Here is a 25,512-nt window from a genome sequence, read left to right on the forward strand (position 1 = left end):
GCTCAGCCCCGGACGATCGCCGACAGGGCGGCGACGGCGCCGTCGAGCGCGAGCTCCTGCCGCTCCCCCGTACGACGGTCCTTGACCTCGATGACCTGGTTGTCGGGGTCGGCCACCCCGCGGCCCACCGTGACGATGGTCGGGCAGCCGATCAGCTCGGCGTCCTTGAACTTCACGCCGGGGCTGATCTTGCCGGCCCGGTCGTCGTAGATGACGTCGAGGCCGGCCTCGGCCAGGCCGGCGACGAGGGCATCGGCGGCGGCGAAGACGGCGTCGTCCTTGCCGGCGGCGACGACGTGGAGGTCGGCGGGCGCGACATTGCGCGGCCAGCACAGACCGATCTCGTCGAGGCTGTTCTCGGCGATGGCGGCGACGGCGCGGGTGACGCCGACGCCGTAGGAGCCCATGGTGACGGTGACGAGCTTGCCGTTCTCGTCGAGGACCTTGAGGTCGAGCGCCTCGGCGTACTTGCGGCCGAGCTGGAAGACGTGGCCCATCTCGATGCCGCGCGCCGACTCGAGGGTGCCCTCGGTGCAGTTCGGGCAGGCGTCGCCGTCGCGGACGTCGGCGGCCTCGATGGTGCCGTCGGCGGTGAAGTCGCGGCCGGCGACCAGGTCGATCACGTGGCGCCCGGGCTCGTCGGCACCGGTCACCCAGCTGGTGCCCTCGGCGACGCGCGGGTCGACCAGGTAGCGGATGCCGCTCTTGCCCTCCTCGCCCAGCACGCCGGGCCCGATGTAGCCCTTGACCAGCGCCGGGTGCTTGGCGAATTCGGTCTCGTCCATGGGCTCGACCTCGATCGGCTCGAGCTGGCCCTCGAGCCGCTTCTGGTCGACCTCACGGTCGCCGGGCAGGCCGATCGCGAGGGGCTCGCGGGTGCCGTCGGGGTGCTTGAGGACGACGAGCACGTTCTTGAGGGTGTCACCGGCGACCCAGGGGCGGTCCGCGCGGGGGAACGCCGTGTTGAGGTGGTCGACGAGGCTGTCGATCGTGGGCGTGCCGGGGGTGTCCTCGACGTGCGCGGCGGGGGCGTCGTCGTAGGGCGCGGGGGCGGCGGGCCGGACCTGGACGGCCTCGACGTTGGCGGCGTAGTCGCAGGTGGTGCAGCGGACGTAGGTGTCCTCCCCGACGTCGGCCTTGGCCAGGAACTCCTCGGACTTCGAGCCGCCCATCGCGCCCGCGGTCGCCTTGACGATGGCGTAGTCGAAGCCGAGCCGGTCGAAGATCCGGACGTACGCCGCCCGGTGCTTCTGGTACGACGCGTCGAGCCCGGCGTCACTGACGTCGAAGGAGTAGGAGTCCTTCATGGTGAACTCACGACCGCGCAGCAGGCCGGCGCGCGGACGCGCCTCGTCGCGGTACTTGGTCTGGATCTGGTAGAGGCTCAGGGGCAGGTCCTTGTAGGAGCTGTACATGTCCTTCACCAGGAGGGTGAACATCTCCTCGTGCGTGGGGCCGAGCAGGTAGTCGGCGTCCTTGCGGTCCTTGAGGCGGAAGATGTTGTCGCCGTACTCGGTCCAGCGGCCGGTCGCCTCGTAGGGCTCGCGGGGCAGCAGCGCCGGGAAGCTGACCTCCTGCGCGCCGATGGCGTTCATCTCCTCGCGGATGATGCCCTCGATCTTGCGCAGCACGGCGAGACCCAGCGGCAGCCACGTGTAGATACCCGGCGCGGCGCGGCGGATGTAGCCGGCGCGCACGAGCAGCCGGTGGCTCGGGACCTCGGCGTCCGAGGGGTCCTCGCGCAGGGTTCGAACGAACAGGGTCGACATCCGCATCAGCACGGGCGAAGCCTACGGCCGCCCGTGCGGGTGGAGCGAACCAGTAACGCTCAGGCGGTGCGCGCCGCCTTGAGCGCGGAGCGGATCATCGGCCACTGCAGGGGCAGCCGGGCCAGCGCCGCCGCCTTGAGCCCGGGGTTGTCGCCGCGCAGCGCGTCGGCCGCCATCTGCACGTTGCCCGGGAAGACGCCGGCCAGCAGCGCGGCGCTGGCGTAGCCGGCGACCTTGCGGGTCCGCGGCGCGAGCAGCCCCGCGGCGCAGAGCAGCTCGGCGACGCCGCTGGCCAGGATGATCTCGCGGTGCGCGGGCAGCTGCTTCGGCATCAGCGGCTCGAAGACCTCGGGCTTGACCAGGTGGACGACGCCGCTGACGACGAACGCTCCGGTGACGACCTTGGCTCCGGCGGGCAGGCTCATGGCGCCATCATGGCAGCCGGTCCTACCCGAGCGCGGCCGCGCCGGTGAGCACGACCCGGTCACCCTCGAGCAGCGCGTCCCAGCCGTCGACCTCCTGGCGTCCGACCCGCTCCCCCGTCGTCAGGTCGTAGGTCTCGAGCACCACCTGGTGATCGCCACCGACCAGGACCAGGTGGAGGCGGTCGCCCTGCCAGGCGGCGGTCGCGTCGACGGCACCGGCCGCCTCGGGGCTGAGCGTGCCGACGACGCGGACCTTCCTGGTCGGCAGGTCGATGCCGAGGATCTCGCCGTCGGTGGTGCCGGCGTACAGGGTGTCGCCGTCGAGGTGGCCCGCGCGCAGCTCCACCGCGGCGCGGTCGACCGCTCCCCGGTCCCCGGACGGCGCGGCGCCCGGGCGCTGGAGGGCCGTCGTGGTCGCGCGGCGCGTGACGGGGTCGAGCTCGGCCAGGCGCAGGTCGGCGTCGAGGGCGACCAGGCGGCCGGCGTGCCAGAACAGGTCGGTGAGCGTGTCGGACCCCACCTCCCAGGACAGGTGCTCGGTGGTCTCGCCGGTGGCGAGGTCGGTCCGGTAGAGCGTCTCCGGGCCGGGTCCGGACTCGGGCGCCCCGAGCACCCAGAGCGCGTCCGGCGACAGGCCGGCCGGCCCCGGGATGTCCGGTACGACGGAGCGCCGGGCGCGCCCGTCGGTCTCCCAGCGCACCTCGGCCGAGGTCCCGCTGACCACGCTCACGCACCCGCCGCCGTCGGACCTCACGCCCGCCCACCGCCCCGAGGCCTCGTCGCCGCCGCGCGGAAGGGCGGTCCGCTGCGCGCCGGAGGCGGTGACCCGGTAGGTCCAGCGCCGGTCGGTGGCGCAGAGCACGCCGTCACGCGCCGCGAGGAGGCCGTCGGCCCGGGTCTCGATGGTCAGGAACTCCGTGCGGCCCTCGCTGTCGACGAGACCGAGGTAGCCCCGCGGCTCGGCCGCGTCGGCGTACGTCGACACGAGGACGGCGACCCGCCCGTCGCTGCCGGTCCCGGCACGCTCCAGCTCACGCCACGACAGCCGGTGGTCCGGGTCGGCCTCGGGCGCGCCGGCGCATCCCGACAGGCCGAGGGCCGCGACGCAGACGGCCAGCACCCAGCTCCGCATGCAGGCAGGGTGTCACCCCAGGTCAAGCAGGTTGCGCCGGCCGAGCCGGTACAGCAGCCGGTCGGTCTGCTTGAGCAGCGTGAACTCCGGCGGGTCGTAGAGCCGGAACGTCGTGGCCCGCGCCGCCGACGATCCCGACTCGTCGAGGATGGCGTTGACCGCGTGGCGCGCCGACTCGTTGGCGCCCTCCATGGTGGCGAGGTCGATGTCGGTCTGCACGAAGTCGCCGCTCATCATCAGGTTCGGCACGCCGGTCCGGGCGGTCGGGCGCCGCGACCAGGAGTCGACGGTGTTGACGAGCAGCGGCGTCTCGTTGGTGTTGCGGCGCTGGGCGGCGTCCCAGCGCACGCCCGGGTCGAGGAACCAGGAGTGCACGATCCCCTCGGGCAGCAGGTCGCCGGCCGTGTGGTGGGCCCGGACCTGGGCGAGCACCTCGGCAGCGATCTCGGCGGGCGTGCACTCCTTGGCGGTCTTGCCGTAGAGGATGCCCGGCGCGTCCCAGTTGGAGATGTCGATCGAGAGGATGTCGACGACCGCACCGTCGCCGTAGTCGCGGGTGATCGTCCGGTCGGCCCAGAACTGGCCCTGGGTGAGGGCGGTCAGCGACCACGGGGCGTCGAGGAAGGTGAGGTGCCCGTGGGTCAGCTTGACCGGCGCGCGCAGGAAGAACTGGATGCCCACCATCCAGTCGGTGGTCAGCGTGCCGAGCTCCTTCAGCTCGGGCGCGAGGCCGAGCAGGTCGGGCGTCAGCGTCGGCACCACGCGCTCGACGGGCATCGCGCTGACGAACCAGTCGGCCTCCACCCGGGTCGTGGCACCGGAGGCGTCGGCGAGGACGGCGGCAGCGACCCGGCCGCGCTCGACGTCGTACCGGACCAGGCGCCGGCCGTGGACCAGGCGCACTCCCCGGCTGCGCAGGTACGCCGTCCACGGGTCGATCCAGGCCTCGTTGGTGGGCAGGTCGAGGACCCGGTCGAGCGCGCCGTCGTTGCCGCGGCCCATCATGTTGTAGACGAACGCCTCGCCCATGGTGCCGATCGTGCGGGTGCTGGCGATCGTCTCCTTGGCCGCGACGAGGCTGCGGGTCAGGCCCGCGGCGAGGACGCGCTGGTACTCCTTCGAGCGCCGGCCGGCGCCGACGAAGTCCCACCAGCTGACCTTCTCCCACTGGCCCAGGCGGCGCTCGTCGCAGCTGGTCAGGAAGACGAGGAGGCGCTCGACGAAGTAGGCGAGCTCCTGCGGCGGGACGGTCCGGCCGCCGAGCGTGTCGCGCAGGTAGCGGCGCAGGCCGTCGACGGTGAGCAGCTGCTGGGGGTCCGGTCCGATGCCGAAGACGAAGCCGTCGGCCCGCTCCCCCGCGCGCAGGAACTTGCCGCCGGTCGCCGCGACGAGGTTGTCGCCGACGGTGCCCGCGCCGAACGGGATGCGGCGCATCGTCTCGGGGACGTGGTGGTAGAAGCCCGGGAAGAACCGGAAGCCGTGCTCGCCAGGCAGGTCGGCACGACCGCCGGTCCCGGTGCCGGCGACGGGGATGCTCCGGGCCTTGCCGCCCCAGGCCGACGGCTCGAAGACGGTCACCTCGAAGCCGCGCTCGACCAGCTCGTGGGCGGCGGTCAGCCCCGCCATCCCGCCGCCGAGGACGACGGCCCGGCGACCGGGCGTCGCGGCGAGCGCCGGCGCCAGGCCGGTGCCGGCCAGGACGGCGCCGGCGCCGACCGCGGCCGACGACGTGAGCAAGGTACGACGGTCCAGACGCTGCGCCATCCGCGATCACCCCATGATCTCAACCGACACTGGTGTCGGTAAGTGCGTGCCGCCGAGTATCGTGACCCGCGCCACACCAGGTCAAGGGGCGCCCAGGAGGAGCCGTGAGCACGACACCGTCCGTCCGCCGCCGGCTCACCGCGCCCGCGCGCCGCGAGCGGATCGAGGCCGCGGCCGTCGAGGTCTTCGCCGGCCGCGGGTACGACGCCGCGTCGGTCGGCGCCATCGCGGCCGCCGCGGGCGTCTCGCGGACGGTCCTCTACGACCACTTCCGCGACAAGCGCGCGCTCTACCTGCACGTGCTCGGCACCGAGAACGCCGCGATGCTCGCCGAGGTCGGTGCCGGGATCACCGGCGCGGGCGCCGGCCGGGCCCGGATGCGAGCCACCGTGGCGGCCTACCTGTCCTTCGCGCAGCAGCGCCCCGCGGCCCGCCGGCTGCTCGTCGACCCGGTCCCCACCGGCGACCCCGGCCTCGACGAGGCGGTGCGCAGCTACCGCACCGCGCGGACCCAGGCGGTCGCGGAGATGCTCGGCCCCGACCTCGTCCGCGCGGGGCTCGCGCCGGGGGCGACCGCGACCGCCGTCGTGGTCGAGCTGCTCATCACCGGCGTCGACGGCGTCGCGAACTGGTGGCAGGACCACCCGGAGGCGACGCTCGACGAGGTCACCGACGTCGCGGCCCGGCTGCTGTGGAGCGGGCTGCCGCGGGTCCGGGCGCCTAGAACATGACGGTCGCGAAGCGCGCCGTCTCGACGAAGCCGACCCGCTCGTAGGCCGTGCGCGCCGCGTGGTTCCAGTCGTTGACGTAGAGCGAGACCGTCGGTGAGATCCGGGCCCGGACCTGCTGGACCACGGCAGCCATGCCGGCCGTCGCGATCCCCTCGCCGCGCCGGTGCGGCGGCACCCACACGCCCTGGATCTGGGCCGCGTCGGGCGTCGCGCACGCGACCTCGGCCTTGAAGACGAGCTCGCCGCCGTCGTACCGGACGAACGACCAGCCGCGGCCGACGAGCTGCGCGACGCGGGCCCGGTAGAGGTCGCCGCCGCCACCGGCCTCGGGTGAGACGCCGACCTCCTCGGTGTACATCGCGACGCACGCCGGGTAGAGCGTCGGCAGGTCGTCGCGGACCCCCGCGCGCACGCCCTGGTCGGGCGCGATCGCCGGCGCGGCGTCGATGGCGAGGTGGCGCTGGTCCCAGCGCACGTCGCGCGGCTGGCCCCAGTGCGGCGCGACCTGGCCCCAGAAGGAACGGACCGGGTCCTGCGGGCCCACGATCGTCGAGACGGTACGACGCCGGGCCAGTGCCCGCTCGGCGAACCGGGCCGCGTCGTCCGCGGTGGCCTGGACGGGGACCAGGTTCGCCGCGACGTGGCAGGCCGCGACCAGCTCGCCGTCGCGGAACCGGCCCCACATCTCGCCCCCGAGCCAGCGCGGCTCGAGGTTCGTGGTGTGCGCGCGGTGCAGCACGAAGACGTTGACGACGGGGTCGCGCCCGGCCAGGGCCAGGAACGCGGGCAGGTCGGCCTGCGCGAGCACGCGGATGCCGGACCGGGTCGTCAACACGGCCCGAGCCTAGTGGGCGCGGCGGGGCGCCGGTACGGGACCGCTCAGGAGACCGAGACGCTGGGCTCGGCGCCCTCGACCGGCTCCATCGACTCGGCGATCTTCATCGCCTCCTCGATCAGGGTCTCGACGATCTCGGCCTCGGGCACGGTCTTGATGACCTCGCCCTTGACGAAGATCTGACCCTTGCCGTTGCCCGACGCGACGCCGAGGTCGGCCTCGCGGGCCTCGCCGGGGCCGTTGACGACGCAGCCCATGACCGCGACGCGCAGCGGCACCTCGAGCCCGTCGAGGCCGGCGGTGACCCGCTCGGCCAGCGTGTAGACGTCGACCTGGGCGCGGCCGCACGAGGGGCACGAGACGATCTCGAGCTTGCGCGGGCGCAGGTTGAGCGACTGGAGGATCTGGATGCCGACCTTGACCTCCTCGACCGGCGGCGCCGAGAGCGAGACCCGGATGGTGTCGCCGATGCCGCGGGAGAGGAGCGCACCGAAGGCGGTGGCCGACTTGATGGTGCCCTGGAAGGCGGGGCCGGCCTCGGTCACGCCGAGGTGCAGCGGCCAGTCGCCGGCCTCGGCGAGCAGCTCGTAGGCGCGGACCATGACGACCGGGTCGTTGTGCTTGACCGAGATCTTGAAGTCGCGGAAGCCGTGCTCCTCGAAGAGGCTCGCCTCCCACACCGCCGACTCGACGAGGGCCTCGGGCGTGGCCTTGCCGTACTTCTCGAGCAGGCGCTTGTCGAGCGAGCCGGCGTTGACGCCGATCCGGATCGAGGTGCCGTGGTCGGAGGCCGCCTTGGCGATCTCCTTGATCTGGTCGTCGAACTTCTTGATGTTGCCGGGGTTGACCCGCACCGCCGCGCAGCCGGCCTCGATCGCCGCGAAGACGTACTTCGGCTGGAAGTGGATGTCGGCGATCACCGGGATCTGGCTGTGCCGGGCGATCTCGGGCAGCGCGTCGGCGTCGTCCTGGCTCGGGCAGGCGACCCGGACGATGTCGCAGCCGGCCGCGGTGAGCTCGGCGATCTGCTGGAGCGTGGTGTTGACGTCGGAGGTCAGCGTCGTCGTCATCGACTGCACCGAGATGGGGTGGTCGCTGCCGACGCCGACCTTGCCCACCTGGATCTGGCGGGTGGTACGACGGGGGGCGAGCACCGGCGGCGGGGCGGCCGGCATGCCCAGGCTGATCGACGTCATGACGTCAAGACTACTTTCCGCAGGGGCGGGATCAGGATTCGAGGTGCACGGGCACGACGATGTCCGCGACGATCAGCACGAGGCCCATCACGAGCAGCGCGCTCGCCACGACGTAGGCGATCGGGAGCAGCTTGGCGGCATCGACGTAGCCCGGGTCGGGACGGCGGAACAGCCGCGCCCGGCCCCGGCGCACGGCCTCCCACAACGCGCTGGCGATGTGGCCGCCGTCGAGCGGCAGCAGCGGCACCAGGTTGAGCATGCCGATGAAGAAGTTGAAGCCGGCCACGAGCATGAGCAGCGAGAGCACCTTGTCGCGGCTGCTGATCTCGTCGTGCGCGGCGGTCTCGCCGGCGAGGCGGCCGCCGCCGACGATGCTGACCGGGCCGGCGGGGTCGCGCTTCTCGACCCCGACGATCGCCTTGGCCACGCCCCACACCTTGACCGGCAGGGTGGCCAGCGACTTCACGACCTCGACGGTCATGTGGCCCATCTGGCCGCCGGTGTAGAAGACGCCGCCCTTGGTCGGGTGGGTCTCGGGGCTGACGCCGAGGAAGCCGACCGCGGTCTTCTCCTTGTCGTCGGCCTGCAGGAAGCGCGGCTCGACCCTGGTCCGGGTCGCGACGGTGAGCTGCTCGCCGCCGCGCTCGACGACGATCGTGGCCTCGCCGTCGTCGTTGGCCCGGATCAGCTTCTGCAGCTGCTCCCAGGTGGAGATCTCGGTGCCGTTGAAGGAGACGAACCGGTCGCCCTTCTGCAGCCCGGCCGCGTAGGCGGGGGTCGGCGAGGTCGCGATCTCGTCCTCGGTGCAGGTCCGGCCGTTCTCGTCGGCCGGGATGACGCAGCCCTGGACCTCGCTGATGGTCAGCTCGGTGGTCGGGTCGCTCGGGTTGCCGTAGGTCGCGAAGACGCCGGCGAAGATGAGGAAGGCGATGGCGATGTTCACCATCGGGCCGCCGCCCATGACGATGACCTTCTTCCACCAGGCCATCTTGTAGAAGAGCCGCTCGGTGTCCTCGGGACGGACCAGCTCCCACTCCGCCGCCCGCGCGTCGGAGATGAGCTGGGTGAACATGCCCGTGTTGGACTTGCGGACCTTGAGCACCTGGTTGCCGTGCTCGTCGACGTCGGCCTCGTCGGCCAGCTGCTCGGCGCCGGGCGGGAGCATGCCGACGATCTTGACGTAGCCGCCGAGCGGGATCGCCTTGACGCCGTACTCGGTCTCGCCGACCTGCTTGCTCCACACGGTGGGGCCGAAGCCGATGAAGTACTGGGTGACCTTCCCGCCGAAGGCCTTCGCGGGGATCATGTGGCCGAGCTCGTGCAGGCCGATCGACGCCAGGATCGCGACGGCGAAGACGACGACACCGAGAAGGTAGAGCAGAGCGGTCATGGGCGGGGCGCGGTCCTCGGTTCGATGAGCTGGGTGGCCGCTTCCCGCGCCCACGCGTCGGCCGCGAGGACGTCGTCGAGGGAGAGCTGCCCCTCCGAGGGTACGTCGTGGGCGGCTAGAACGTCCCGCACAACGTCGACGATCCCGGTGAAGGGAAGCCGGCCCCTGCGGAAGGCGTCGACGGCGACCTCGTTGGCGGCGTTGTAGACCGCCGGCGCGGTGCGCCCGCGCTCCCCCGCCGTCCGGGCCAGGGCGACCGCGGGGAAGGCGTCGTCGTCGAGCGGGAGGAACTCCCAGGTCTCGGCCCTGGTCCAGTCCACCGCGGGCGCCGCGTCGGGCACCCGGTCGGGCCAGGAAAGGCCGAGCGCGATGGGGATGAGCATGGTCGGCGGGCTGGCCTGGACCAGCGTCGAGCCGTCGACGAACTCCACCATCGAGTGCACGACGCTCGTCGGGTGGACGACGACCTCGATCCGGTCGAAGGGGATGCCGAAGAGCAGGTGCGCCTCGATCACCTCGAGGCCCTTGTTGACCAGGGTCGCGGAGTTGATGGTGATCACCGGCCCCATGTCCCAGGTCGGGTGCGCAGCGGCCTGCTCGGGGGTGACGTCGGCGAGCTCGGCACGGGTGCGGCCGCGGAACGGCCCGCCGCTCGCGGTGAGCACCAGGCGGCGCACCTCCTCCGGGGTGCCGGCACGCAGGCACTGCGCGAGCGCGCTGTGCTCCGAGTCGACCGGCACGATCTGGCCGGGCCGGGCCCGCTCCAGGACGAGCGGGCCGCCCATCACCAGCGACTCCTTGTTGGCCAGGGCGAGCGTCGTCCCGGCGTCGAGGGCGGCGAGGGTGGGCCGCAGACCGACCGCACCGGTGATCCCGTTGAGGACGACGTCGCACGCCTGCTGGGCCGCCTCGACGCTCGCCTCCTCGCCCAGCCCGTGGAAGCGGGGGGCGAACTCGGCGACCTGCTGGTCGAACAGCGCGGGGTTGCTCCCGCCGGCGGTCAGCCCGACGACGCGGAAGCGATCGGGGTTGGCACGCACCAGGTCGAGCGCCTGGGTGCCGATGGAACCGGTCGAGCCGAGGATGACGACGTCCTTCACCCGCCCATCCTCTCAGCGGGCGACATCACAGCACCGAATCGCCGAAATGACCGTGCCGGGGCGCCGGACGGTTCATGCTGTCCGCGTGCTCCTGCGCCGTACCCCCCTTCTGCTGGTCACGCTGGCCCTGGCCTGCGTCCTCTCCGTCCTCGTCGCGCCCGCCCAGGCCGCCGCCCCGGCGCCGGCGAAGAAACGGGGGTGCAAGGGGCAGGTCGCGCTCACCTTCGACGACGGCCCGGTCCGCGGGACGACGCACCGGCTGGTCCGGCTGCTGCGCAGCAAGCACGTGCCGGCGACCTTCTTCGTCGTCGGCCAGCGGGTCGAGGCGCTGCCGGGCGCGGTCCGCGAGATCGAGCGGTCCGGCTTCCTCGTGGGCAACCACACCTGGGCGCACCAGGACATGCGCACGCTGTCGTACGACCAGGCGCTGCGGACCCTGCGCACCACCCACCGCGCGCTGCTGCGCGCCGGTGCCCACCCCACCCGGCTGATGCGGCCGCCGTACGGCGCGACGAACCCGACGATCCGCCGGGCGATCCGCGACGCGGGCTTCGTGCCGGTGCTGTGGACCACCGACTCGCTCGACTGGAAGAGCGGCACCTCCGAGCAGATCGCCGCCCGGATCCTCGGCTCGCTGCGCCCCGGCGCCAACATCGTGCTCCAGCACGACGGCGTGAACCGCTCCCCGATCTCGGTCGGCGCGGTCGCCCAGGTGGTGCAGGGCGCGCGGCGCCGCGGCTACTGCTTCACCGCGCTCGACGAGAAGGGACGCCCCGGCTTCCCGACCCCGACCGCCACGCTCGTCACCCGCGACGGCGTCGAGGGCGGCTCGGCCGTCGTCCGGGTCCGGCTCGACCGGCTGGCCGGTCGCGACACCGCGGTCGTCGTCGAGACCCACTCCGGCACCGCGACCGTGGGCAGCGACCTGCCGCGGCTGAGCACCCGGGTCGTCGTCCCGGCGGGCCGGCGCTCGGCCAAGCTCCGGATCCCGCTCACCTCCGACGGCGTGCTCGAGCCGGCCGAGACCTTCACCGTGCGGCTGCGCTCGCCCGAGGGCCTGCGCCTGGACGACGTGCGCTCGGCGGCGGTGACGATCACCGACGCGGCGGCGGCCGGGCGGGTCGTCCTGCCGGGGCCGCCGATCCTGCTCAAGCGGGGCGGGGTGCTCTAGGAGCCTGCGACCAGCGCGTCGGCTGCCGTGTAGGGGTCCGTCTCACCGGCGACCACGGCCGCGGCCAGCTCGTCGAGCCGGTCGCCGGAGCCGACGCTCCCCCAGCGGCGGCGCAGCGCGGTGAGCGCGAGGGTCTCGACCTCGTCGCGCGCACGGCGGACCCGCCGGCGCTCCAGCTCGCCGCTCTCGCGCAGCCAGGCGGCGTGCTCCTCGAGCGCGTCGACGACGTCGGCGACGCCGGTCGCCGTGGACGCAGTGGTCTTGAGGACGGGCGGGCGCCAGGCACCGTCGCGGCGCTCGGCGAGGCCGAGCATCGAGCGCAGGTCGCGGCGCACCTTGTCGGCACCGTCGCGGTCGGACTTGTTGACGACGTAGAGGTCGCCGATCTCGAGGATGCCGGCCTTGGCCGCCTGGATGCCGTCGCCCATGCCGGGCGCGAGCAGCACGATGGTGGAGTCGGCGTGGCCGGCCACCTCGACCTCGCTCTGCCCGACGCCGACCGTCTCGACCAGGACGACGTCGAAGCCGGCCGCGTCGAGGACCCGCAGCGCCTGGGGCGTCGTCCAGGCCAGCCCGCCGAGGTGCCCGCGCGCGGCCATCGAGCGGATGAACACGCCCGGGTCGAGCACGTGGTCGCCCATCCGGATCCGGTCGCCCAGCAGCGCCCCGCCCGAGAACGGCGACGACGGGTCGACCGCCAGCACCGCGACCCGCTGGTCGCGGCGGCGCAGCTCGCCGATGAGGGCGTTGGTCGACGTCGACTTGCCGACACCCGGCGAGCCGGTGAGGCCGACGATGCGGGCGTGCCCGGCGTACGGCGCGAGGGCCCGCATGAGGTCGGGCAGCAGGGGCGACTCGTCCTCGACGAGCGAGATCAGCCGGCCCACCGAGCGCGGGTCGCCCTCGCGCGCCTTGGCCACGATGTCAGGAACGGCCGCCGCGGTGATCCCGCGACGGCCGCCCTGGGTGCTTCGGTCAGGCAAAGCCGGACGATCAGGCAGAGGGAACCCGGATGACCAGGGCGTCGCCCTGGCCGCCGCCGCCGCAGAGCGCGGCCGCGCCGACGCCGCCACCGCGGCGCTTGAGCTCGAGCGCGAGGTGCAGCGTGATCCGGGTGCCGGAGGCGCCGAGCGGGTGCCCGATCGCGATCGCGCCGCCGTTGACGTTGACCTTGGCCTCGTCGAGGCCGAGCGCGCGCGCCGACTCGATGCCGACCGCGGCGAACGCCTCGTTGAACTCGACCAGGTCGAGGTCGGCCGCGCTCAGGCCCGCCTTGTCGAGGGCCTTCTGGGTGGCGTTGGCCGGCTGCAGCTGGAGGCTGGAGTCGGGGCCCGCGACCTGGCCGTGGCTGACGATCTCGGCGAGGATCGGGAGACCGAGCTCCTCGGCCTTCTTCTTGCTGGTGACGACCACGGCGGCGGCGCCGTCGGAGATCTGCGAGGCCGAGCCCGCGGTGATCGTGCCGGACTTGGAGAACGCCGGGCGCAGGCCCGCGAGCGACTCGACGGTGGTGTCGCCGCGCACGCCCTCGTCCTTGCTGATGACGACCGGGTCGCCCTTGCGCTGCGGGATGCTGACCGGGACGATCTCGTCGTCGAAGACGCCGTTCTTCTGCGCGGCGGCGGCGAGCTGGTGCGAGCGGGCCGAGAACTCGTCCTGCTCCTCACGGGTCAGCGCGTTGTCGCGCTCGGCGTTGACGGCCTCGGTGAGGTTGCCCATCGCCTGCTGCGTCGCCTGGTCGTAGAGAGCGTCGTAGGCCATCGAGTCGACGAGCGTGGTGTCGCCGTACTTGAAGCCGTCGCGGCTCTTGGGGAGCAGGTGCGGCGCGTTGGTCATCGACTCGGCACCACCGGCGACGACGATGTCGGCCTCGCCGGCGCGGATCATCTGGTCGGCCTGGGCGATCGCGTTGATGCCCGACAGGCACACCTTGTTGATGGTGATCGACGGCACGCTGGCCGGCAGGCCCGCGGCGAGACCGGCGGTGCGGGCCGGGTTCTGGCCGGCGCCGGCCTGGAGGACCTGGCCGAGGATCAGGTAGTCGACCTGCTCGGGCGCGACGCCCGCCTTCTCCAGCGCGCCCTTGATCGCGACGCCCGCCAGGTCGGCGGCCGACAGGGTCTTGAGACCGCCGAGCAGGCGGCCGATCGGCGTACGAGCGCCGGCGACGATGACGCTGGGGTTGTCGGACATTGCTGCCTCCGTGAAGAAAACATCGGTGGTACCGAAACGTGAACTCCTTCGACTCTACTCGCGGGTCACCTGGGGTCGCGAGGGGTCTCAGAGGGGCGTGGATGTGGCACTCGTCACCGATCGGGGGTGGTGCCCCGTGGTCCAGAATGGCCCGCATGAGTACTGACGGCCTGCCCCAGCACCTGTTCACCGCGATCGACCACGTCGGCATCGCGGTCCCCGACCTCGACGTCGCGATCGCGTTCTACCGCGACACGTTCGGCATGGTCGCCGTGCACGAGGAGACCAACGAGGAGCAGGGCGTGCGCGAGGCGATGGTCGCCGTCGGCGACTCCGGCTCCTGCATCCAGCTCCTCGCCCCGCTCAACGAGGAGTCGACCATCGCGAAGTTCCTCGACCGCAGCGGCCCGGGCGTCCAGCAGATGGCCTACCGCGTCGCCGACCTCGACCAGGTCTCGGCGATCCTGCGCGAGCGCGGCGTCCGCCTCCTCTACCCCGAGCCCAAGCGCGGCACGGCCAACAGCCGGATCAACTTCGTGCACCCCAAGGACGCCGGCGGCGTCCTGGTCGAGCTCGTCGAGCCGGCCGCCGACGGCAGCCACTGAGTCTTCCGGCGGGGCGAAGGGGCGCGTTCCGGCGGGCGAAGGAGCACGTTCCGGCGGCCGAAGGAGCACGTTCCGGCGGCCGAGGGAGCGCGGATGCCCGGGCACGCGCACCTGGACCGCCGGTCTGCGCCACTTCGCCCGCCGGTCTGCGCCACTTCGCCCGCCGGACCGTGCCCCTTCGCGGGGATTCAGGCCCAGCGGAAGCGGACCGGGTCGCCGGGGCGCAGCTGGGCCAGCCGGTCGGTGTCGGCGTCGACGACCACACCGACCACGGGATAGCCGCCGGTGACGGGGTGGTCCGGGCCGAACACGACCGGTCCCCCGCCCGGCGGCACCTGGATCGCGCCGCGCAGCGCGCCCTCGCTCGGCAGCTCACCCCGGTCCGGTGCCGGCGTCAGCGCCGCACCGTCGAGGCGCAGGCCGACCCGGTCGCTGGCCGCGCCGACCTGCCAGGTCGTGGTGACCAGCCGGTCGGCGTCGGCGACCCAGTCCGCTCGCGGGCCGCGGACCACGCGCAGCACCACCGGGCCGTCGTACGACGTCGGGGGGACGGCGTCGACGAGCAGCTCCCCCGTCCCGTCCGCCCCCAGCGGCACCCGGTCGCCGGCGGCCAGCGGCGCGGGCCCGATCCCGGCGAGGGTGTCGCGCGAGCGCGAGCCGAGCACCGGCGCGACCGCGATCCCGCCGCGGACGGCGAGGTAGGAGCGCAGGCCGCTCGCCGGCGTCCCCATCCGCAGCCGGTCGCCGGGCCGCAGCGCGAGCACGGCGCCCGTCGGCTCGGCGCGGCCGGCGACGGTGAGCGGCACCGGCGCCCCGGTGACGCAGACCCACGTCGCGGCGGTCGCCTCGACCTCGAGCCCGCCGAGGACCACCTCGAGCGCGGCCGCGCCGGGGCCGTTGCCGACCAGCCGGTTCGCCAGCCCGTACGACGTCCGGTCGGCCGCCCCGCTCGCCCCGACGCCGATCGCGGCGTGCCCGGGCCGGCCGGCGTCCTGGACCAGGCACGGCCCGCCGACGGCTCGCACCACCAGGGCGCCGCTCACGCCGGGACCGCCACGAACCGCACCGTCGCGCCCGCAGCGAGCAGCGCCGGCGGCTCCCGGTCGAGGTCCCACAGCACGACGTCGGTGCGCCCGATCAGCTGCCAGCCGCCGGGCGAGGCGCGCGGGTAGACCCCGCTGAACTCCCCCGCCAGCCCCACCGATCCCGCCGGCACCGTGGTGCGCGGCTCGGCCCGGCGCGGCACCCGCAGCCGCGGGTCGCCGCCGACGAGGTAGGCGAAGCCCGGCGCGAACCCGCCGAACGCCACCCGCCACGGCGTCCCGGTGTGCGCGGCGACCACCTCGGCCTCGCTCAGGCCCGTCTGCCGGGCGACCTCCGCGAGGTCCGGGCCGTCGTACACGACCGCCACCCGGATCTCCGCCCCCGCCCGTCGTACCGGACGAAATGGTCGTGATGCGGGCGATTCGACGACCATTTCGTCCGGTACGACGGAGCGCAGGCGGTCGAGCGGGATGCCGGGGCGGGCGACGAGGAGGACCGACCGCGCTCCCGGCACGACGTCGAGCAGCAGCGCGGCAGCGGCCGGGTCGGCGCGGACGGCGTCGGTGCAGGCGACGACCTCCGCGGTGCCGGCGAGCTCGACGAGCAGCCCGCGGTCGCCGTAGGGCAGCAGCCTCATGCGAAGGCGCCGACGGGGATCCCGGCCTCGTCGAGCCCGGCGCGCACGGCCGCGGCGAGCCCGGGCGCGCCCGGGGAGTCGCCGTGGATGCACACCGAGCGCACGTCGCCGGCCCGGGCGAGCTCGACCGCCTGCGCGGCGACCGCGACCGGGTCGGTCAGCACCGCGCCGCGCTCGGTGCGCGGCACCAGGCCGCCGTCCGGCAGGTACGCGCGGTCGGCGAAGCCCTCGCCGACGGCCTCGAGCCCGGCCGCGGCGACGGCGTCGAGGAACACCGATCCGGCCAGGCCCAGCACCGGGAGCCCGCCGAACGCGCGGACGGCGTCGACCACCGCCTCCGCCTGCCCCGGGTGCCGCGAGACCGCGTGGTAGAGCGCGCCGTGCGGCTTGAGGTAGGCCACCCGACCCCCGGCCGCGCGGGCGATCGCGTCGAGCGCACCCAGCTGGTAGAGGACGTCGGCGGTCAGCTCGGCGGCCGGGACGTCGATGTAGCGGCGCCCGAAGCCGGCCAGGTCGCGGTAGCCGACCTGGGCCCCGATCGTGACGCCCGCCGAGACCGCCATCGTGCAGGTGTGACGCAGCGTGAGCGGGTCGCCGGCGTGGAAGCCGCACGCCACGTTGGCGCTCGTCAGGTGCGGCAGGAGGGCGCCGTCGTCGCCCAGCTGCCAGCGGCCGAACGACTCGCCGACATCGGCGTTGAGGTCGACGACCCCCTCGTTCGTGGACAGGCCACCCGCATGCGACGTCACGGCTCTATGGTGGCCCATCGGAGCGCCGCCGAGCCCAGGACGGCGCGAGCCGCCGCCGCCCGCCTGCCGGGCGGGAGCCGATGAGATGAGTGTCACGAACTCACCACCCGATGGTTACCGACGGGTATCTTCGCGGCGGCCGTACTAGCCCACCCGGCCCGACTGGTTACGCACCGACTTTTCTAGGGAGACGACGATCGTGCAGCACATCCTCGACGCCATCCAGGCGGAGGCCTCTGCGGAGGACTTCGCCAACCTCGAGCTCCCGGAGTCCTACCGGGCCGTCACGGTCCACAAGGACGAGGTCGACATGTTCGAGGGCATCGACTCTCGCGACAAGGACCCCCGCAAGTCCCTGCACGTGGACGAGGTCGCCCTCCCCGAGCTCGGTCCGGGTGAGGCGTTCGTGGCAGTCATGGCCTCCGCGATCAACTACAACACCGTGTGGACCTCGATCTTCGAGCCGGTCTCGACGTTCGGCTTCCTCGAGCGCTACGGCCGCGAGTCCGACCTCGGCGCCCGGCACAACCTCGACTACCACATCGTCGGCTCCGACCTGTCCGGCGTCGTCCTCGCCGTCGGCGCGGGCGTGACCAAGTGGAAGCCCGGCGACCGCGTCGTCGCGCACTGCCTGAGCGTCGAGCTCGAGGCGCCCGACGGCCACAACGACACGATGATGGACCCCTCGCAGCGCATCTGGGGCTTCGAGACCAACTTCGGCGGCCTCGCCGACGTCGCGATGGTCAAGGCCAACCAGCTCATGCCCAAGCCCGAGCACCTCACCTGGGAGGAGGCCGCCTCCCCCGGCCTCGTCAACTGCACCGCCTACCGCCAGCTCGTCTCCGCCAACGGCGGCAACATGAAGCAGGGCGACAACGTCCTCATCTGGGGCGCCTCCGGCGGTCTCGGCGGCTTCGCCACGCAGTACGCCCTCAACGGCGGTGCGAACCCGATCTGCGTGGTCTCCAACGAGGAGAAGGCCCAGATCGTGCGCAACATGGGCGCCGAGATGGTCATCAACCGCTCCGAGCTCGCTCCGAAGTTCTGGAACGAGGAGGGCACGAAGCAGAACCCGAAGGAGTGGCAGCGCTTCGGCAAGGCCATCCGCGAGCTCACCGGCGGCGAGGACATCGACATCGTCTTCGAGCACCCGGGCCGCGAGACCTTCGGCGCCTCGGTCTACGTCACCCGCAAGGGCGGCACCATCACCACCTGTGCCTCGACCTCGGGCTACATGCACGAGTACGACAACCGCTACCTGTGGATGAACCTCAAGAAGATCATCTCCAGCCACTTCGCCAACTACCGCGAGTCGTGGGAGGCCAACCGCCTCATCGCGCAGGGCAAGATCCACCCGACCCTGTCGCGCACCTACAAGCTCGAGGACACCGGCCAGGCCGCCCTCGACGTGCACCACAACAAGCACCAGGGCAAGGTCGGCGTCCTGTGCCTCTCCCCCGAGGAGGGTCTCGGCGTGCGCAACGGCGAGATGCGCGAGCAGCACCTCGACAAGATCAACCTGTTCCGCGGGATCTGATCCCAGCGGTACGACGAACGGGCCGAGCGCACCACGCGCTCGGCCCGTTCGGCTTTTCGCGCACGGATCCGGGCCGCCGTCCGCGCCCGGCGAGGCGGGCTGGGAAACGCTTCGCCTATCGGGGATCATGGGTCCGGTCCCACCCCAAGTCCACCCCCCAGAACACCGACGCGAGAGCCAGGGAGGCTCAGTTCCATGAGCGACGAGGGTCTGTCCATCTTCGACGACGAGCCCACCCCGACCGAGGAGTCCAAGAACGTGACCACCAAGGCTGACGACGAGCCCACCCAGGTGATCCCCGCCGTGAAGACGGCCGAGACCCCGGTCGCCCGGCCGCAGGCGGCGGCAGGCAACCGCCCTGCCCCTGCCGGCCGTCCCGCGAACCCCGCCCCGGTCCCGCCGGCCGCCCCCGCCGGGAGCGCCGGCGGCGCCCGTCCGGTGGGCTTCTCCGCCCCGGGCGCGGGCGGTGGCCTGCCGATCGTCCGCAAGGGCGGCTACGACCGCGACGCGGTGGACGCCCAGATCCGCCAGCTCTCCAGCGAGAAGGCGACGCTCGGCGCGAGCCTGACCGAGTCCGAGCAGAAGGTCATCGAGCTCGAGCAGGAGGTCGCCCGGCTCAAGGGCGAGCTCGACGAGGCCGACAACCCGTCGTACGCCGGTCTCGGCGGCCGCGCCAGCGCGATGCTGCGCCTGGCCGAGGAGGAGGCCTCCGAGATCCGGGTGACGGCCGAGAACGACGCCGCCGAGATCCGCGAGCAGGCCGCCCGCGACGCCAAGGCGATCCGCGCCGAGGCCGCCCGCGAGGCCGACGACATGCGCGCCGTCCAGCTCCGCGAGCTCGAGGAGAACCGGACCCGGCTGCTCACCGACGCCGAGCAGGAGCGGTCCCTGGCCAAGAGCGAGGCCGAGGACACCCTCGCCGCCGCACGCCGCGAGGCCGACCAGCTCCGGCTCGCCTCCCAGCAGGAGGCCTCCGAGCTCCGCGCCCAGGCGCAGCGCGAGGTCGAGCAGGCCCGGGCGGCCGTCGACCGCGAGGTCCAGGAGGCGCGCCGCGCCCTGGCGATGGAGAAGGAGCGGCTGGCCCGCGAGGCCACCGACCACCACAACACCGCCGTCGGCGAGACCCGGCGCCTGGTCGAGGAGGCCGAGCAGCGCGCCAACGCGGCCGAGGCCCGCGCCGCCGAGGCCAGCAAGCAGGCGAGCGCCAACCGGTCCGCGGCCCAGGCCGAGGCCGAGGGCCTGCTCACCCGCGCCCGCCGCGAGGCCGAGCAGATCATCGTCTCCGCCCGCACCCAGGCCGAGGCGGTCACCGCCACCGGCGACGCCGAGCTGGAGCGCGAGATCGCCACCCGCAAGGCCGAGCTCGACCGGCTCACCAAGCGCCGCGCCGCCATCACCGCCCAGCTGTCCTCGCTCGCCGACCTGGTCGCCGGCTTCGGCGAGGACGACAGTTGAGCACATCCGCGGCCGCTGACGGCGTCCAGGAGCACGGCGGCGTCGACCCGGCGACCCCGGTCGACGCCGACTCCGACCCGACGCCGTACGGCACGCCCGGACGGCCCTTCGACCGGCGCTCGCCGTTCTTCTACGGCTTCGTCGGCGGTCTGGGCGCGCTGACGGCGTTCCTGCTCTTCAAGTCGCTCACGGCCATCAGCTCGGTGCTGATGCTCGTCGTGGTCGCGTTCTTCCTCGCCGCGGGCCTCAACCCCGCGGTCGAGGCGCTGGAGCGGCGCGGCCTGCGCCGCTCCTTCGCGGTGACCGTGGTGCTCGTCATCGCCTTCGTCGCGCTCGGGCTCTTCCTGGTGGCGATCGTCCCGGTCATCACCGACCAGGTCACCGCGATCACCAAGAACGCCCCGGCCTGGCTCGACGAGCTGCAGCGCAACAAGCAGATCCAGGACCTCAACCGCGAGTACGACGTCATCGACAAGGCCAAGGCCTACATCGAGGACGGCGACTTCCTCTCCGGGCTGTTCGGCGGCGTGCTCGGCGTCGGCCTCAAGGTCATCTCGGCGCTGTTCAACCTGTTCGTCATCATCGTCCTGACGCTCTACTTCCTGGCCTCCCTCAAGACGACGACCGGCGCGATCTACAAGCTCGCCCCGGCCTCGCGCCGCGAGCGGGTCTCGAAGCTCGGCGACAAGGTCATCGCCAACATCGGCGGCTACGTCTCCGGCGCCTTCATCGTCGCGCTCTGCGCGGGCCTGTCCTCGCTGGTGTTCCTGTGGTTCACCGACATCCGCGAGTACGCCGTCGCGCTGGCCTTCGTCGTCGCGCTCCTCGACGTGATCCCGATGATCGGCGCCACGATCGGCGCGGTGATCGTCTCGGCGATCGCGTTCGCGACCGACGTCAAGACCGGCATCGCCTGCGTGATCTTCTACGTCGTCTACCAGCAGATCGAGAACTACGTCATCTACCCGCGGGTGATGAGCAAGTCCGTCGACCTGCCCGGCGCGGTCATCGTGATCGCGGCGCTCGTCGGCGCGGGCCTGCTCGGCGTCGTCGGCGCGCTGCTCGCGATCCCGGTCGCGGCGGCGGTGCTGCTGATCCTGCGCGAGGTCGTGGTCAAGCAGCAGGACCTGCGCTAGGGCGCGTCTCCCACGTCCGCGCCGTCGCGAGCGGCGTTTGCGGCCGATCTGGCAAGGCGGAGCAGTGAAGGCGGGCCGGAGGCCCGTCGAGTCTGCGACAACGCTGCCAGTTCGAGTCGCAGACGCCGCGCAGCAGGCGGGGAGGTGGGAGACACGCCCTAGCCGAGCGGACCGACGAGGCTGCGCAGCGAGGCCTGCGCCAGCGGGCCCACCCACGGCTGCAGCACCTCGTCGGTCAGCCGGCGCAGCGTGCCGTCACCGAGGTCGACGCTCTCGCAGCCCAGGTCGAGGACGACGGTCCGCTAGTCGTCGCGCAGCTCGACGACGTCGGCCGGCCGGCGCACGTGCCCGCGTCCGTCGTCGTTGCGGCGCGGACCGGGACAGGTCCAGCCCGCCGGCACCTCCCCCGCCCGCTCCGCGGCGGCGACCGTCGCGGTCAGCGTGGCCGGGTCGACCCGCTCCGCGAACGCGAGCGAGAGCGCGTCGTCCGTGCCGCGCCCGTAGCCGCACACCTCGGTCTCCCCCGCGGTGACGCCGCCGGGCCGGCACCGCTCGGCCGGGCGCGCGGAGCCGAGGATCCGCGCGCGCAGGCCGGCGTCGGCGCTGCCCACCGTGAGCGTGGTGCCGTGGCGGGCGACCGTCTGCTGGACCAGCCCGCCGTCGTACCGGACGACTCCGACGGGGATCTCCGCGCCCAGCCAGACGTAGGGCGTGGTCGAGGTCAGCGCGCGCGAGTGCGGGATCCACGGGTAGCCCGCGCACACGTCGGAGAGCGTGACCGGACGCCCCACCCGGCCGGTCGCGGCGTCGTCCGGGCCCATGACCGGCGGCGGGCAGACCGTGCGCTCGCCGCCTCCGGACCGCACCGGCGCGCCGCCGTAGGTCCACTCGCCGGGGACGTCCACGCTCAGCCCGGCCCACGTCTCGGTGCGCCAGCCGTCGGTGGCGGGCGCGGCGAGGACCGGATCAGCGGGCCGCGCGGGCTCCTCGGCGGCGCACGCCGCCGTCACCGTCGCCGAGACCAGCAGCATCGCGAGCAACCACCTCATGCTCCGACGACGCGACCGGGAGCGGATCGGTTCCCACCGCGATGCCGACCGCGCTGACGCCGCGCTCGCCCAGCTTGACCCCGACGACACCCGCCACGATCAGCGCGCCACCGGCGAGCTGGACCAGTCCGGGCAGCTGGTCGAGCAGCAGCCAGGCCCAGACCACGGCCAGCACGACCTCGCTCAGCGCCACGAACGACGCGAGGCGCGAGCCGAGGCGCCGGCTGGCCTCGATGCCGGTGGTGTAGGCCACCGCGGCGGTGACCAGGCCGAGGACGACGATCGGCACCCACGGCGCCGTCGTCAGGCCCGCGTAGGTGACGTGCGACGACGAGGTCGCCATGGGCATCAGCCCGACCAGGCCGAGCAGCCCCAGCATCACGCCGCCGACGACGAGGCCGCCGGTGGCGAGCGCGAGCGGCGGCAGCCCGTGCCGGTCGTCGGCCGAGATGACGAAGTAGGTCGCCGCGCCGACCATCGCCGCGAGCGCCCACGCCGCTCCCCGCAGGTCGAAGTCCGCGCCGGAGAACAGGTCGAGCACGAGCACCAGGCCCAGGGCCGCGACCACGGCGCCGACGACGGTCAGCCGTCCCGGGCGCTGGCCGTGCGCCAGCCACATCCACAGCACGACCGCGGCCGGCGCGGTGTACTCGATGAGCAGCGCCGGGCCGACCTCGAGGGTGCGGACCGCCGAGAAGTAGCAGTACTGCGCGCCGGCGACCGCCAGGCCGCCGTACAGCAGGACCGTGGGGGCGCTGCGGCGCAGGAGGTGCCAGCGGCCGCGCAGGGCGGCGATGCCGAACGGGAGGACGGCGAGCGCGCCGATGACGATCCGGAGCAGGACCACGCTGCCGGCGGTCCAGCCGTCGTCGAGCAGCGGGCGGGCCAGCGCGCCGGAGAGGCCGAAGGACGCCGCGGACGCGAGCGCGAACCCGATGCCCACACCGACACGGGGCCCACTGTCACGAGTCAACGTCCTCATGACCAATGACAGTAGGTCCGGATCGGGTAACCTGTCAAAGTGGTTTTCGCCCATGACACCTCGCTCGCCCTCCAGGCGGCGGTCGCGCTCACCAACTCCGCCCTCGAGCCGGTCACGCTGACCACGCCCGACGAGCTCGAGGCCTTCTTCGCCGAGCACGGCTACACCGGGCGCCACGACGGCGACCAGGCCGAGGTCGACGCCGTGCGCGCGATCGTCCCCCGGCTGCGCGCCCTGCTCACGGCCGGCCGCGACCAGGCCGTCGACATCGTCAACGCGATGCTGCGCGAGGCCTCCGCGCTCCCCCAGCTGCGCCGCCACGACGGCTACGACTGGCACCTGCACGCCGTCGACCCCGAGCGCCCGCTGGCCGAGCGGATCACCGTCGAGACCGCGATGGCGATGATCGACGTGATCCGCGCCGACGAGATGTCCCGGCTCGCGGTCTGCGCCGACGACGGCTGCGAGGGCGTCGTCCTCGACCTCTCGCGCAACCGCTCCAAGCGGTTCTGCTCGGTGGCCTGCGGCAACCGCAACGCCGTCGCCGCCTACCGCGCCCGCCAGGCCAACGACGGGTGAGCACCGCATGACCAGTCCGTCGCGGGCTAGCGGCGCGACCCCGTCGCGGGTGAGGATCGCCGGCATGACACGCATGCTCGGGCTGCGACGTCGCGCACTGCACGCCGTCCTCCTCTCCCTCCTGGCCACCTCCCTCCTCCTCGTCGGTCCGCGCCCCGATCCCGCGGCGGCCGCGACGCCGCTCGCGGTCGCCCAGGCGATCGCCACCCAGAACGGCTCCGGCGCCACCGTGCGCGGGTACGTCGTGGGCCAGCCGACCGCGAGCTCCACCGTCGTGCGCAGCGGCTTCCCCAGCGACTACGCGCTCGCGCTCGCCGACTCCCCCGGGACCACCGCGACCGGCTCGATGATCTACGTGCAGATCCCGTCGGCGTTCCGCTCGTCGTACGGGCTCAAGACCAATCCCGGCCTGCTCGGCAGGCAGATCGACGTGACGGGCACCCTGGCGGCGTACTTCTCGCACCCGGGGCTGACCGGAGGCACCGCCTTCGCGCTCGTCGGCGGCGGCGGGGGCACCGACCCCGGCACGCCGACCGATCCGGGCGTCCCGGCCGGCTACTACGACGCCGCGGCCGGCAAGACCGGCGCCGCGCTGGCCACCGCGCTGCACGGGATCATCGACGGCAACCGGACGCTCACCTACGCCCAGGTCTGGGACGCGCTCGAGGTCACCGACCAGGACCCGGCCAACAGCAGCAACGTCATCGAGTTCTACTCCGGCCGCTCGGTGCCGAAGTCCAGCAACGGCGGCAGCACCGGCAACTGGAACCGCGAGCACACCTGGCCGCAGAGCCACGGCGGCTTCGGGACGGCGGCCGGCCCGGGCACCGACCTGCACCACCTGCGCCCCGAGGACGTCACCGTCAACTCCACCCGCGGCAACAAGGACTTCGACAACGGCGGCTCCGCGGTCGCCCAGTGCCCCGACTGCTTCACCGACGCCGACTCGTTCGAGCCGCGCGACTCCGTCAAGGGCGACGTCGCGCGCGGGCTGATGTACATGGCGGTGCGCTACGAGGGCGGCGACGGCTTCGCCGACCTCGAGCTCAACGACAGCACCAACGGCACGACGCCGTACCTCGGGAAGATCTCGGTGCTCCTCGCCTGGAGCGCCGCGGACCCGCCGACGGCGGCCGAGCGGGCGCGCAACGACCTCGTCTACACCCGGTACCAGGGCAACCGGAACCCGTTCGTCGACCACCCCGAGTACGCCGACGCGATCTGGTGACCGCCGGGGCGGTCAGTCAGTCCCCCAGGAACCTCTTGAGCACCTCGAGGAAGAGCTCGGGGCGCTCGGAGTGCAGCCAGTGCCCGGTGTCCTTGAGCGTCACCTTGCGGTTGCGCGGGAACCAGCGGTCCATCGCCGCGTCGTACGCCGGGCGCACGTAGTCGGAGCGCCCGCCGGCGAGCCACAGCACCGGCCCGTCGTACGGCGCGACGGCGGCGAGCTCGTCGGCGGGCCACGAGCTGATCACCGGCAGGTCGCGGTCGAGGACCTCGAGGTTGACCTGCCAGCTCCACCCCGCCGGCGCGGCGGCGTCCCGGCGCAGGTTCTGGAGCAGGAACGAGCGCACCACCGGGTCCGGGACGGCGGGCTCGAGCAGCCGCTCGGCGTCCGCCCGGCGCTCCACCTGGGTCAGGTCGAGGTCGCGCATCGCCTCGATGTAGCCGGGGAACTCGCGGCTCGCCTCGTAGTCGACCGGCGAGATGTCCGCGACCACCAGCCGCGCGACCCGCTCGGGGTGCAGCAGCGCCAGCACCATGGCGACCTTGCCGCCCAGCGAGTGACCGACGAGGGTCACCGGCTCGTCGTCCGGCAGGGTGGCGACGACCTGCGCGGCGACCTCGGCGAAGTCGAAGCGCTCGGGCCACGGCGAGCGGCCGTGGTGGGGCAGGTCGACCAGCAGCACCCGGTGCCGCTCGGCGAGCTGCTTGGCGATGCCGGTCCAGTTCTTGCCCTGGCCGAAGAGACCGTGGAGAAAGACCACACGGCTCCCGGTGGTCCCGAGAGCCGTGTGGTGAAGCGTGGTCAC

At 73.4% G+C, this 25,512-nt stretch carries 24 protein-coding genes; 8 read left to right on the forward strand and 16 right to left on the reverse strand.

The window, feature by feature from the left end:
- Positions 1-2 precede the first annotated feature (2 nt).
- Genes BM223_RS09390 through BM223_RS09405 form a run of 4 tightly spaced genes read right to left on the reverse strand, consistent with a single transcriptional unit; the run spans position 3 to position 5,090 of the window.
- Positions 3-1,781 carry a proline--tRNA ligase gene (locus BM223_RS09390; protein ID WP_038678175.1) on the reverse strand — a complete coding sequence of 593 codons (1,779 nt, stop codon included), beginning with the start codon at positions 1,779-1,781 and terminating at the stop codon, positions 3-5.
- Between the two features lie 47 nt (positions 1,782-1,828).
- Complete coding sequence (locus BM223_RS09395; RefSeq protein ID WP_038678173.1) at positions 1,829-2,194, reverse strand: DoxX family protein; 366 nt, start codon at positions 2,192-2,194, stop codon at positions 1,829-1,831.
- Positions 2,195-2,216: 22 nt separating this feature from the next.
- Positions 2,217-3,326 (reverse strand): hypothetical protein, encoded by a 1,110-nt coding sequence (locus BM223_RS09400; protein ID WP_038678171.1) that lies wholly within the window; start codon positions 3,324-3,326, stop codon positions 2,217-2,219.
- Positions 3,327-3,338: 12 nt separating this feature from the next.
- Positions 3,339-5,090: a hydroxysqualene dehydroxylase gene (locus BM223_RS09405; protein ID WP_038678169.1), complete on the reverse strand. Its 1,752-nt coding sequence runs from the start codon at positions 5,088-5,090 to the stop codon at positions 3,339-3,341.
- 104 nt (positions 5,091-5,194) lie between these two features.
- On the opposite strand from BM223_RS09405, the gene BM223_RS09410 reads away from it, so the two are divergent.
- A complete protein-coding gene (locus tag BM223_RS09410; protein WP_038678167.1) occupies positions 5,195-5,821 on the forward strand; it encodes a TetR/AcrR family transcriptional regulator in 627 nt (208 codons plus the stop codon).
- Here BM223_RS09410 and BM223_RS09415 read toward each other — a convergent pair.
- From BM223_RS09415 to BM223_RS09430, 4 genes are read right to left on the reverse strand one after another with little or no spacing between them, the layout of a single operon-like run.
- Complete coding sequence (locus BM223_RS09415; RefSeq protein ID WP_218030657.1) at positions 5,811-6,656, reverse strand: GNAT family N-acetyltransferase; 846 nt, start codon at positions 6,654-6,656, stop codon at positions 5,811-5,813. The two genes, BM223_RS09410 and BM223_RS09415, sit on opposite strands and share 11 nt — an antisense overlap.
- Positions 6,657-6,700: 44 nt before the next feature.
- Complete coding sequence (ispG, locus tag BM223_RS09420; RefSeq protein WP_038678163.1) at positions 6,701-7,852, reverse strand: flavodoxin-dependent (E)-4-hydroxy-3-methylbut-2-enyl-diphosphate synthase; 1,152 nt, start codon at positions 7,850-7,852, stop codon at positions 6,701-6,703.
- Positions 7,853-7,883: 31 nt separating this feature from the next.
- Entirely contained in the window at positions 7,884-9,242 is a 1,359-nt protein-coding gene (locus BM223_RS09425) for a M50 family metallopeptidase (protein WP_038678161.1), read from the reverse strand.
- A complete protein-coding gene (locus BM223_RS09430) occupies positions 9,239-10,342 on the reverse strand; it encodes a 1-deoxy-D-xylulose-5-phosphate reductoisomerase (protein ID WP_038678160.1) in 1,104 nt (367 codons plus the stop codon). Before BM223_RS09430 ends, BM223_RS09425 begins: the two co-directional genes overlap by 4 nt.
- A gap of 85 nt (positions 10,343-10,427) precedes the next feature.
- Between BM223_RS09430 and BM223_RS09435 the strand changes: the two genes are divergently transcribed.
- Entirely contained in the window at positions 10,428-11,513 is a 1,086-nt protein-coding gene (locus BM223_RS09435) for a polysaccharide deacetylase family protein (protein WP_052138470.1), read from the forward strand.
- Here BM223_RS09435 and meaB read toward each other — a convergent pair.
- Together meaB and BM223_RS09445 are read right to left on the reverse strand one after the other, a co-directional pair.
- Positions 11,510-12,496, reverse strand: a complete 987-nt coding sequence (gene meaB / locus BM223_RS09440; RefSeq protein ID WP_235319232.1) for a methylmalonyl Co-A mutase-associated GTPase MeaB — start codon at positions 12,494-12,496, stop codon at positions 11,510-11,512. The two genes, BM223_RS09435 and meaB, sit on opposite strands and share 4 nt — an antisense overlap.
- A gap of 10 nt (positions 12,497-12,506) precedes the next feature.
- On the reverse strand, positions 12,507-13,706 hold the full coding sequence (locus BM223_RS09445; RefSeq protein WP_038678158.1) for an acetyl-CoA C-acetyltransferase: 1,200 nt from the start codon (positions 13,704-13,706) through the stop codon (positions 12,507-12,509).
- A gap of 146 nt (positions 13,707-13,852) precedes the next feature.
- Here BM223_RS09445 and mce point away from each other — a divergent pair, with 146 nt between their 5' ends.
- Positions 13,853-14,311 carry a methylmalonyl-CoA epimerase gene (gene mce / locus BM223_RS09450; protein ID WP_371861501.1) on the forward strand — a complete coding sequence of 153 codons (459 nt, stop codon included), beginning with the start codon at positions 13,853-13,855 and terminating at the stop codon, positions 14,309-14,311.
- Positions 14,312-14,499: 188 nt separating this feature from the next.
- Here the strand turns inward: mce and BM223_RS09455 are convergent, their stop codons facing one another.
- The 3 genes from BM223_RS09455 to BM223_RS09465 are packed head-to-tail and all read right to left on the reverse strand — an operon-like array spanning position 14,500 to position 16,741.
- On the reverse strand, positions 14,500-15,354 hold the full coding sequence (locus BM223_RS09455) for a 5-oxoprolinase subunit C family protein (RefSeq protein WP_038678156.1): 855 nt from the start codon (positions 15,352-15,354) through the stop codon (positions 14,500-14,502).
- Entirely contained in the window at positions 15,351-15,992 is a 642-nt protein-coding gene (locus tag BM223_RS09460; protein ID WP_038678154.1) for a 5-oxoprolinase subunit B family protein, read from the reverse strand. Before BM223_RS09460 ends, BM223_RS09455 begins: the two co-directional genes overlap by 4 nt.
- Positions 15,989-16,741, reverse strand: coding sequence for a LamB/YcsF family protein (locus tag BM223_RS09465; protein WP_235319231.1), 753 nt, complete (start codon positions 16,739-16,741; stop codon positions 15,989-15,991). Before BM223_RS09465 ends, BM223_RS09460 begins: the two co-directional genes overlap by 4 nt.
- A gap of 199 nt (positions 16,742-16,940) precedes the next feature.
- On the opposite strand from BM223_RS09465, the gene ccrA reads away from it, so the two are divergent.
- From ccrA to BM223_RS09480, 3 genes are all read left to right on the forward strand, one after another.
- Positions 16,941-18,278: a crotonyl-CoA carboxylase/reductase gene (gene ccrA, locus BM223_RS09470; protein ID WP_038678152.1), complete on the forward strand. Its 1,338-nt coding sequence runs from the start codon at positions 16,941-16,943 to the stop codon at positions 18,276-18,278.
- A gap of 195 nt (positions 18,279-18,473) precedes the next feature.
- Positions 18,474-19,733, forward strand: coding sequence for a coiled-coil domain-containing protein (locus BM223_RS09475; RefSeq protein WP_052138468.1), 1,260 nt, complete (start codon positions 18,474-18,476; stop codon positions 19,731-19,733).
- Entirely contained in the window at positions 19,730-20,869 is a 1,140-nt protein-coding gene (locus BM223_RS09480; protein WP_052138467.1) for an AI-2E family transporter, read from the forward strand. Before BM223_RS09475 ends, BM223_RS09480 begins: the two co-directional genes overlap by 4 nt.
- A gap of 302 nt (positions 20,870-21,171) precedes the next feature.
- Here the strand turns inward: BM223_RS09480 and BM223_RS09485 are convergent, their stop codons facing one another.
- Together BM223_RS09485 and BM223_RS09490 are read right to left on the reverse strand one after the other, a co-directional pair.
- Entirely contained in the window at positions 21,172-21,918 is a 747-nt protein-coding gene (locus BM223_RS09485; protein ID WP_141267232.1) for a hypothetical protein, read from the reverse strand.
- Complete coding sequence (locus tag BM223_RS09490) at positions 21,836-22,861, reverse strand: EamA family transporter (RefSeq protein WP_075018548.1); 1,026 nt, start codon at positions 22,859-22,861, stop codon at positions 21,836-21,838. Before BM223_RS09490 ends, BM223_RS09485 begins: the two co-directional genes overlap by 83 nt.
- 78 nt (positions 22,862-22,939) lie before the next feature.
- On the opposite strand from BM223_RS09490, the gene BM223_RS09495 reads away from it, so the two are divergent.
- Both BM223_RS09495 and BM223_RS09500 read left to right on the forward strand, forming a co-directional pair.
- Positions 22,940-23,479, forward strand: a complete 540-nt coding sequence (locus BM223_RS09495) for a CGNR zinc finger domain-containing protein (RefSeq protein ID WP_038678149.1) — start codon at positions 22,940-22,942, stop codon at positions 23,477-23,479.
- Positions 23,480-23,543: 64 nt separating this feature from the next.
- Entirely contained in the window at positions 23,544-24,707 is a 1,164-nt protein-coding gene (locus BM223_RS09500) for an endonuclease (RefSeq protein ID WP_038678147.1), read from the forward strand.
- Between the two features lie 16 nt (positions 24,708-24,723).
- Here the strand turns inward: BM223_RS09500 and BM223_RS09505 are convergent, their stop codons facing one another.
- Positions 24,724-25,512, reverse strand: a complete 789-nt coding sequence (locus BM223_RS09505; protein WP_038678145.1) for an alpha/beta fold hydrolase — start codon at positions 25,510-25,512, stop codon at positions 24,724-24,726.

Source organism: Pimelobacter simplex (assembly GCF_900114845.1).
Lineage (GTDB): Bacteria > Actinomycetota > Actinomycetes > Propionibacteriales > Nocardioidaceae > Nocardioides > Nocardioides simplex.

Excerpts from the sequence above, each read along its gene's own strand:
- BM223_RS09395 (WP_038678173.1), bottom strand. The coding sequence starts at position 2,194 with ATGAGCCTGCCCGCCGGAGCCAAGGTCGTCACCGGAGCGTTCGTCGTC.
- BM223_RS09400 (WP_038678171.1), bottom strand. The coding sequence starts at position 3,326 with ATGCGGAGCTGGGTGCTGGCCGTCTGCGTCGCGGCCCTCGGCCTGTCG.
- BM223_RS09405 (WP_038678169.1), bottom strand. The coding sequence starts at position 5,090 with ATGGCGCAGCGTCTGGACCGTCGTACCTTGCTCACGTCGTCGGCCGCG.
- ispG (WP_038678163.1), bottom strand. The coding sequence starts at position 7,852 with ATGACGTCGATCAGCCTGGGCATGCCGGCCGCCCCGCCGCCGGTGCTC.
- BM223_RS09425 (WP_038678161.1), bottom strand. The coding sequence starts at position 9,242 with ATGACCGCTCTGCTCTACCTTCTCGGTGTCGTCGTCTTCGCCGTCGCG.
- BM223_RS09445 (WP_038678158.1), bottom strand. The coding sequence starts at position 13,706 with ATGTCCGACAACCCCAGCGTCATCGTCGCCGGCGCTCGTACGCCGATC.
- mce (WP_371861501.1), top strand. The coding sequence starts at position 13,853 with ATGGCCCGCATGAGTACTGACGGCCTGCCCCAGCACCTGTTCACCGCG.
- BM223_RS09460 (WP_038678154.1), bottom strand. The coding sequence starts at position 15,992 with ATGAGGCTGCTGCCCTACGGCGACCGCGGGCTGCTCGTCGAGCTCGCC.
- BM223_RS09475 (WP_052138468.1), top strand. The coding sequence starts at position 18,474 with ATGAGCGACGAGGGTCTGTCCATCTTCGACGACGAGCCCACCCCGACC.
- BM223_RS09485 (WP_141267232.1), bottom strand. The coding sequence starts at position 21,918 with ATGAGGTGGTTGCTCGCGATGCTGCTGGTCTCGGCGACGGTGACGGCG.
- BM223_RS09500 (WP_038678147.1), top strand. The coding sequence starts at position 23,544 with ATGACACGCATGCTCGGGCTGCGACGTCGCGCACTGCACGCCGTCCTC.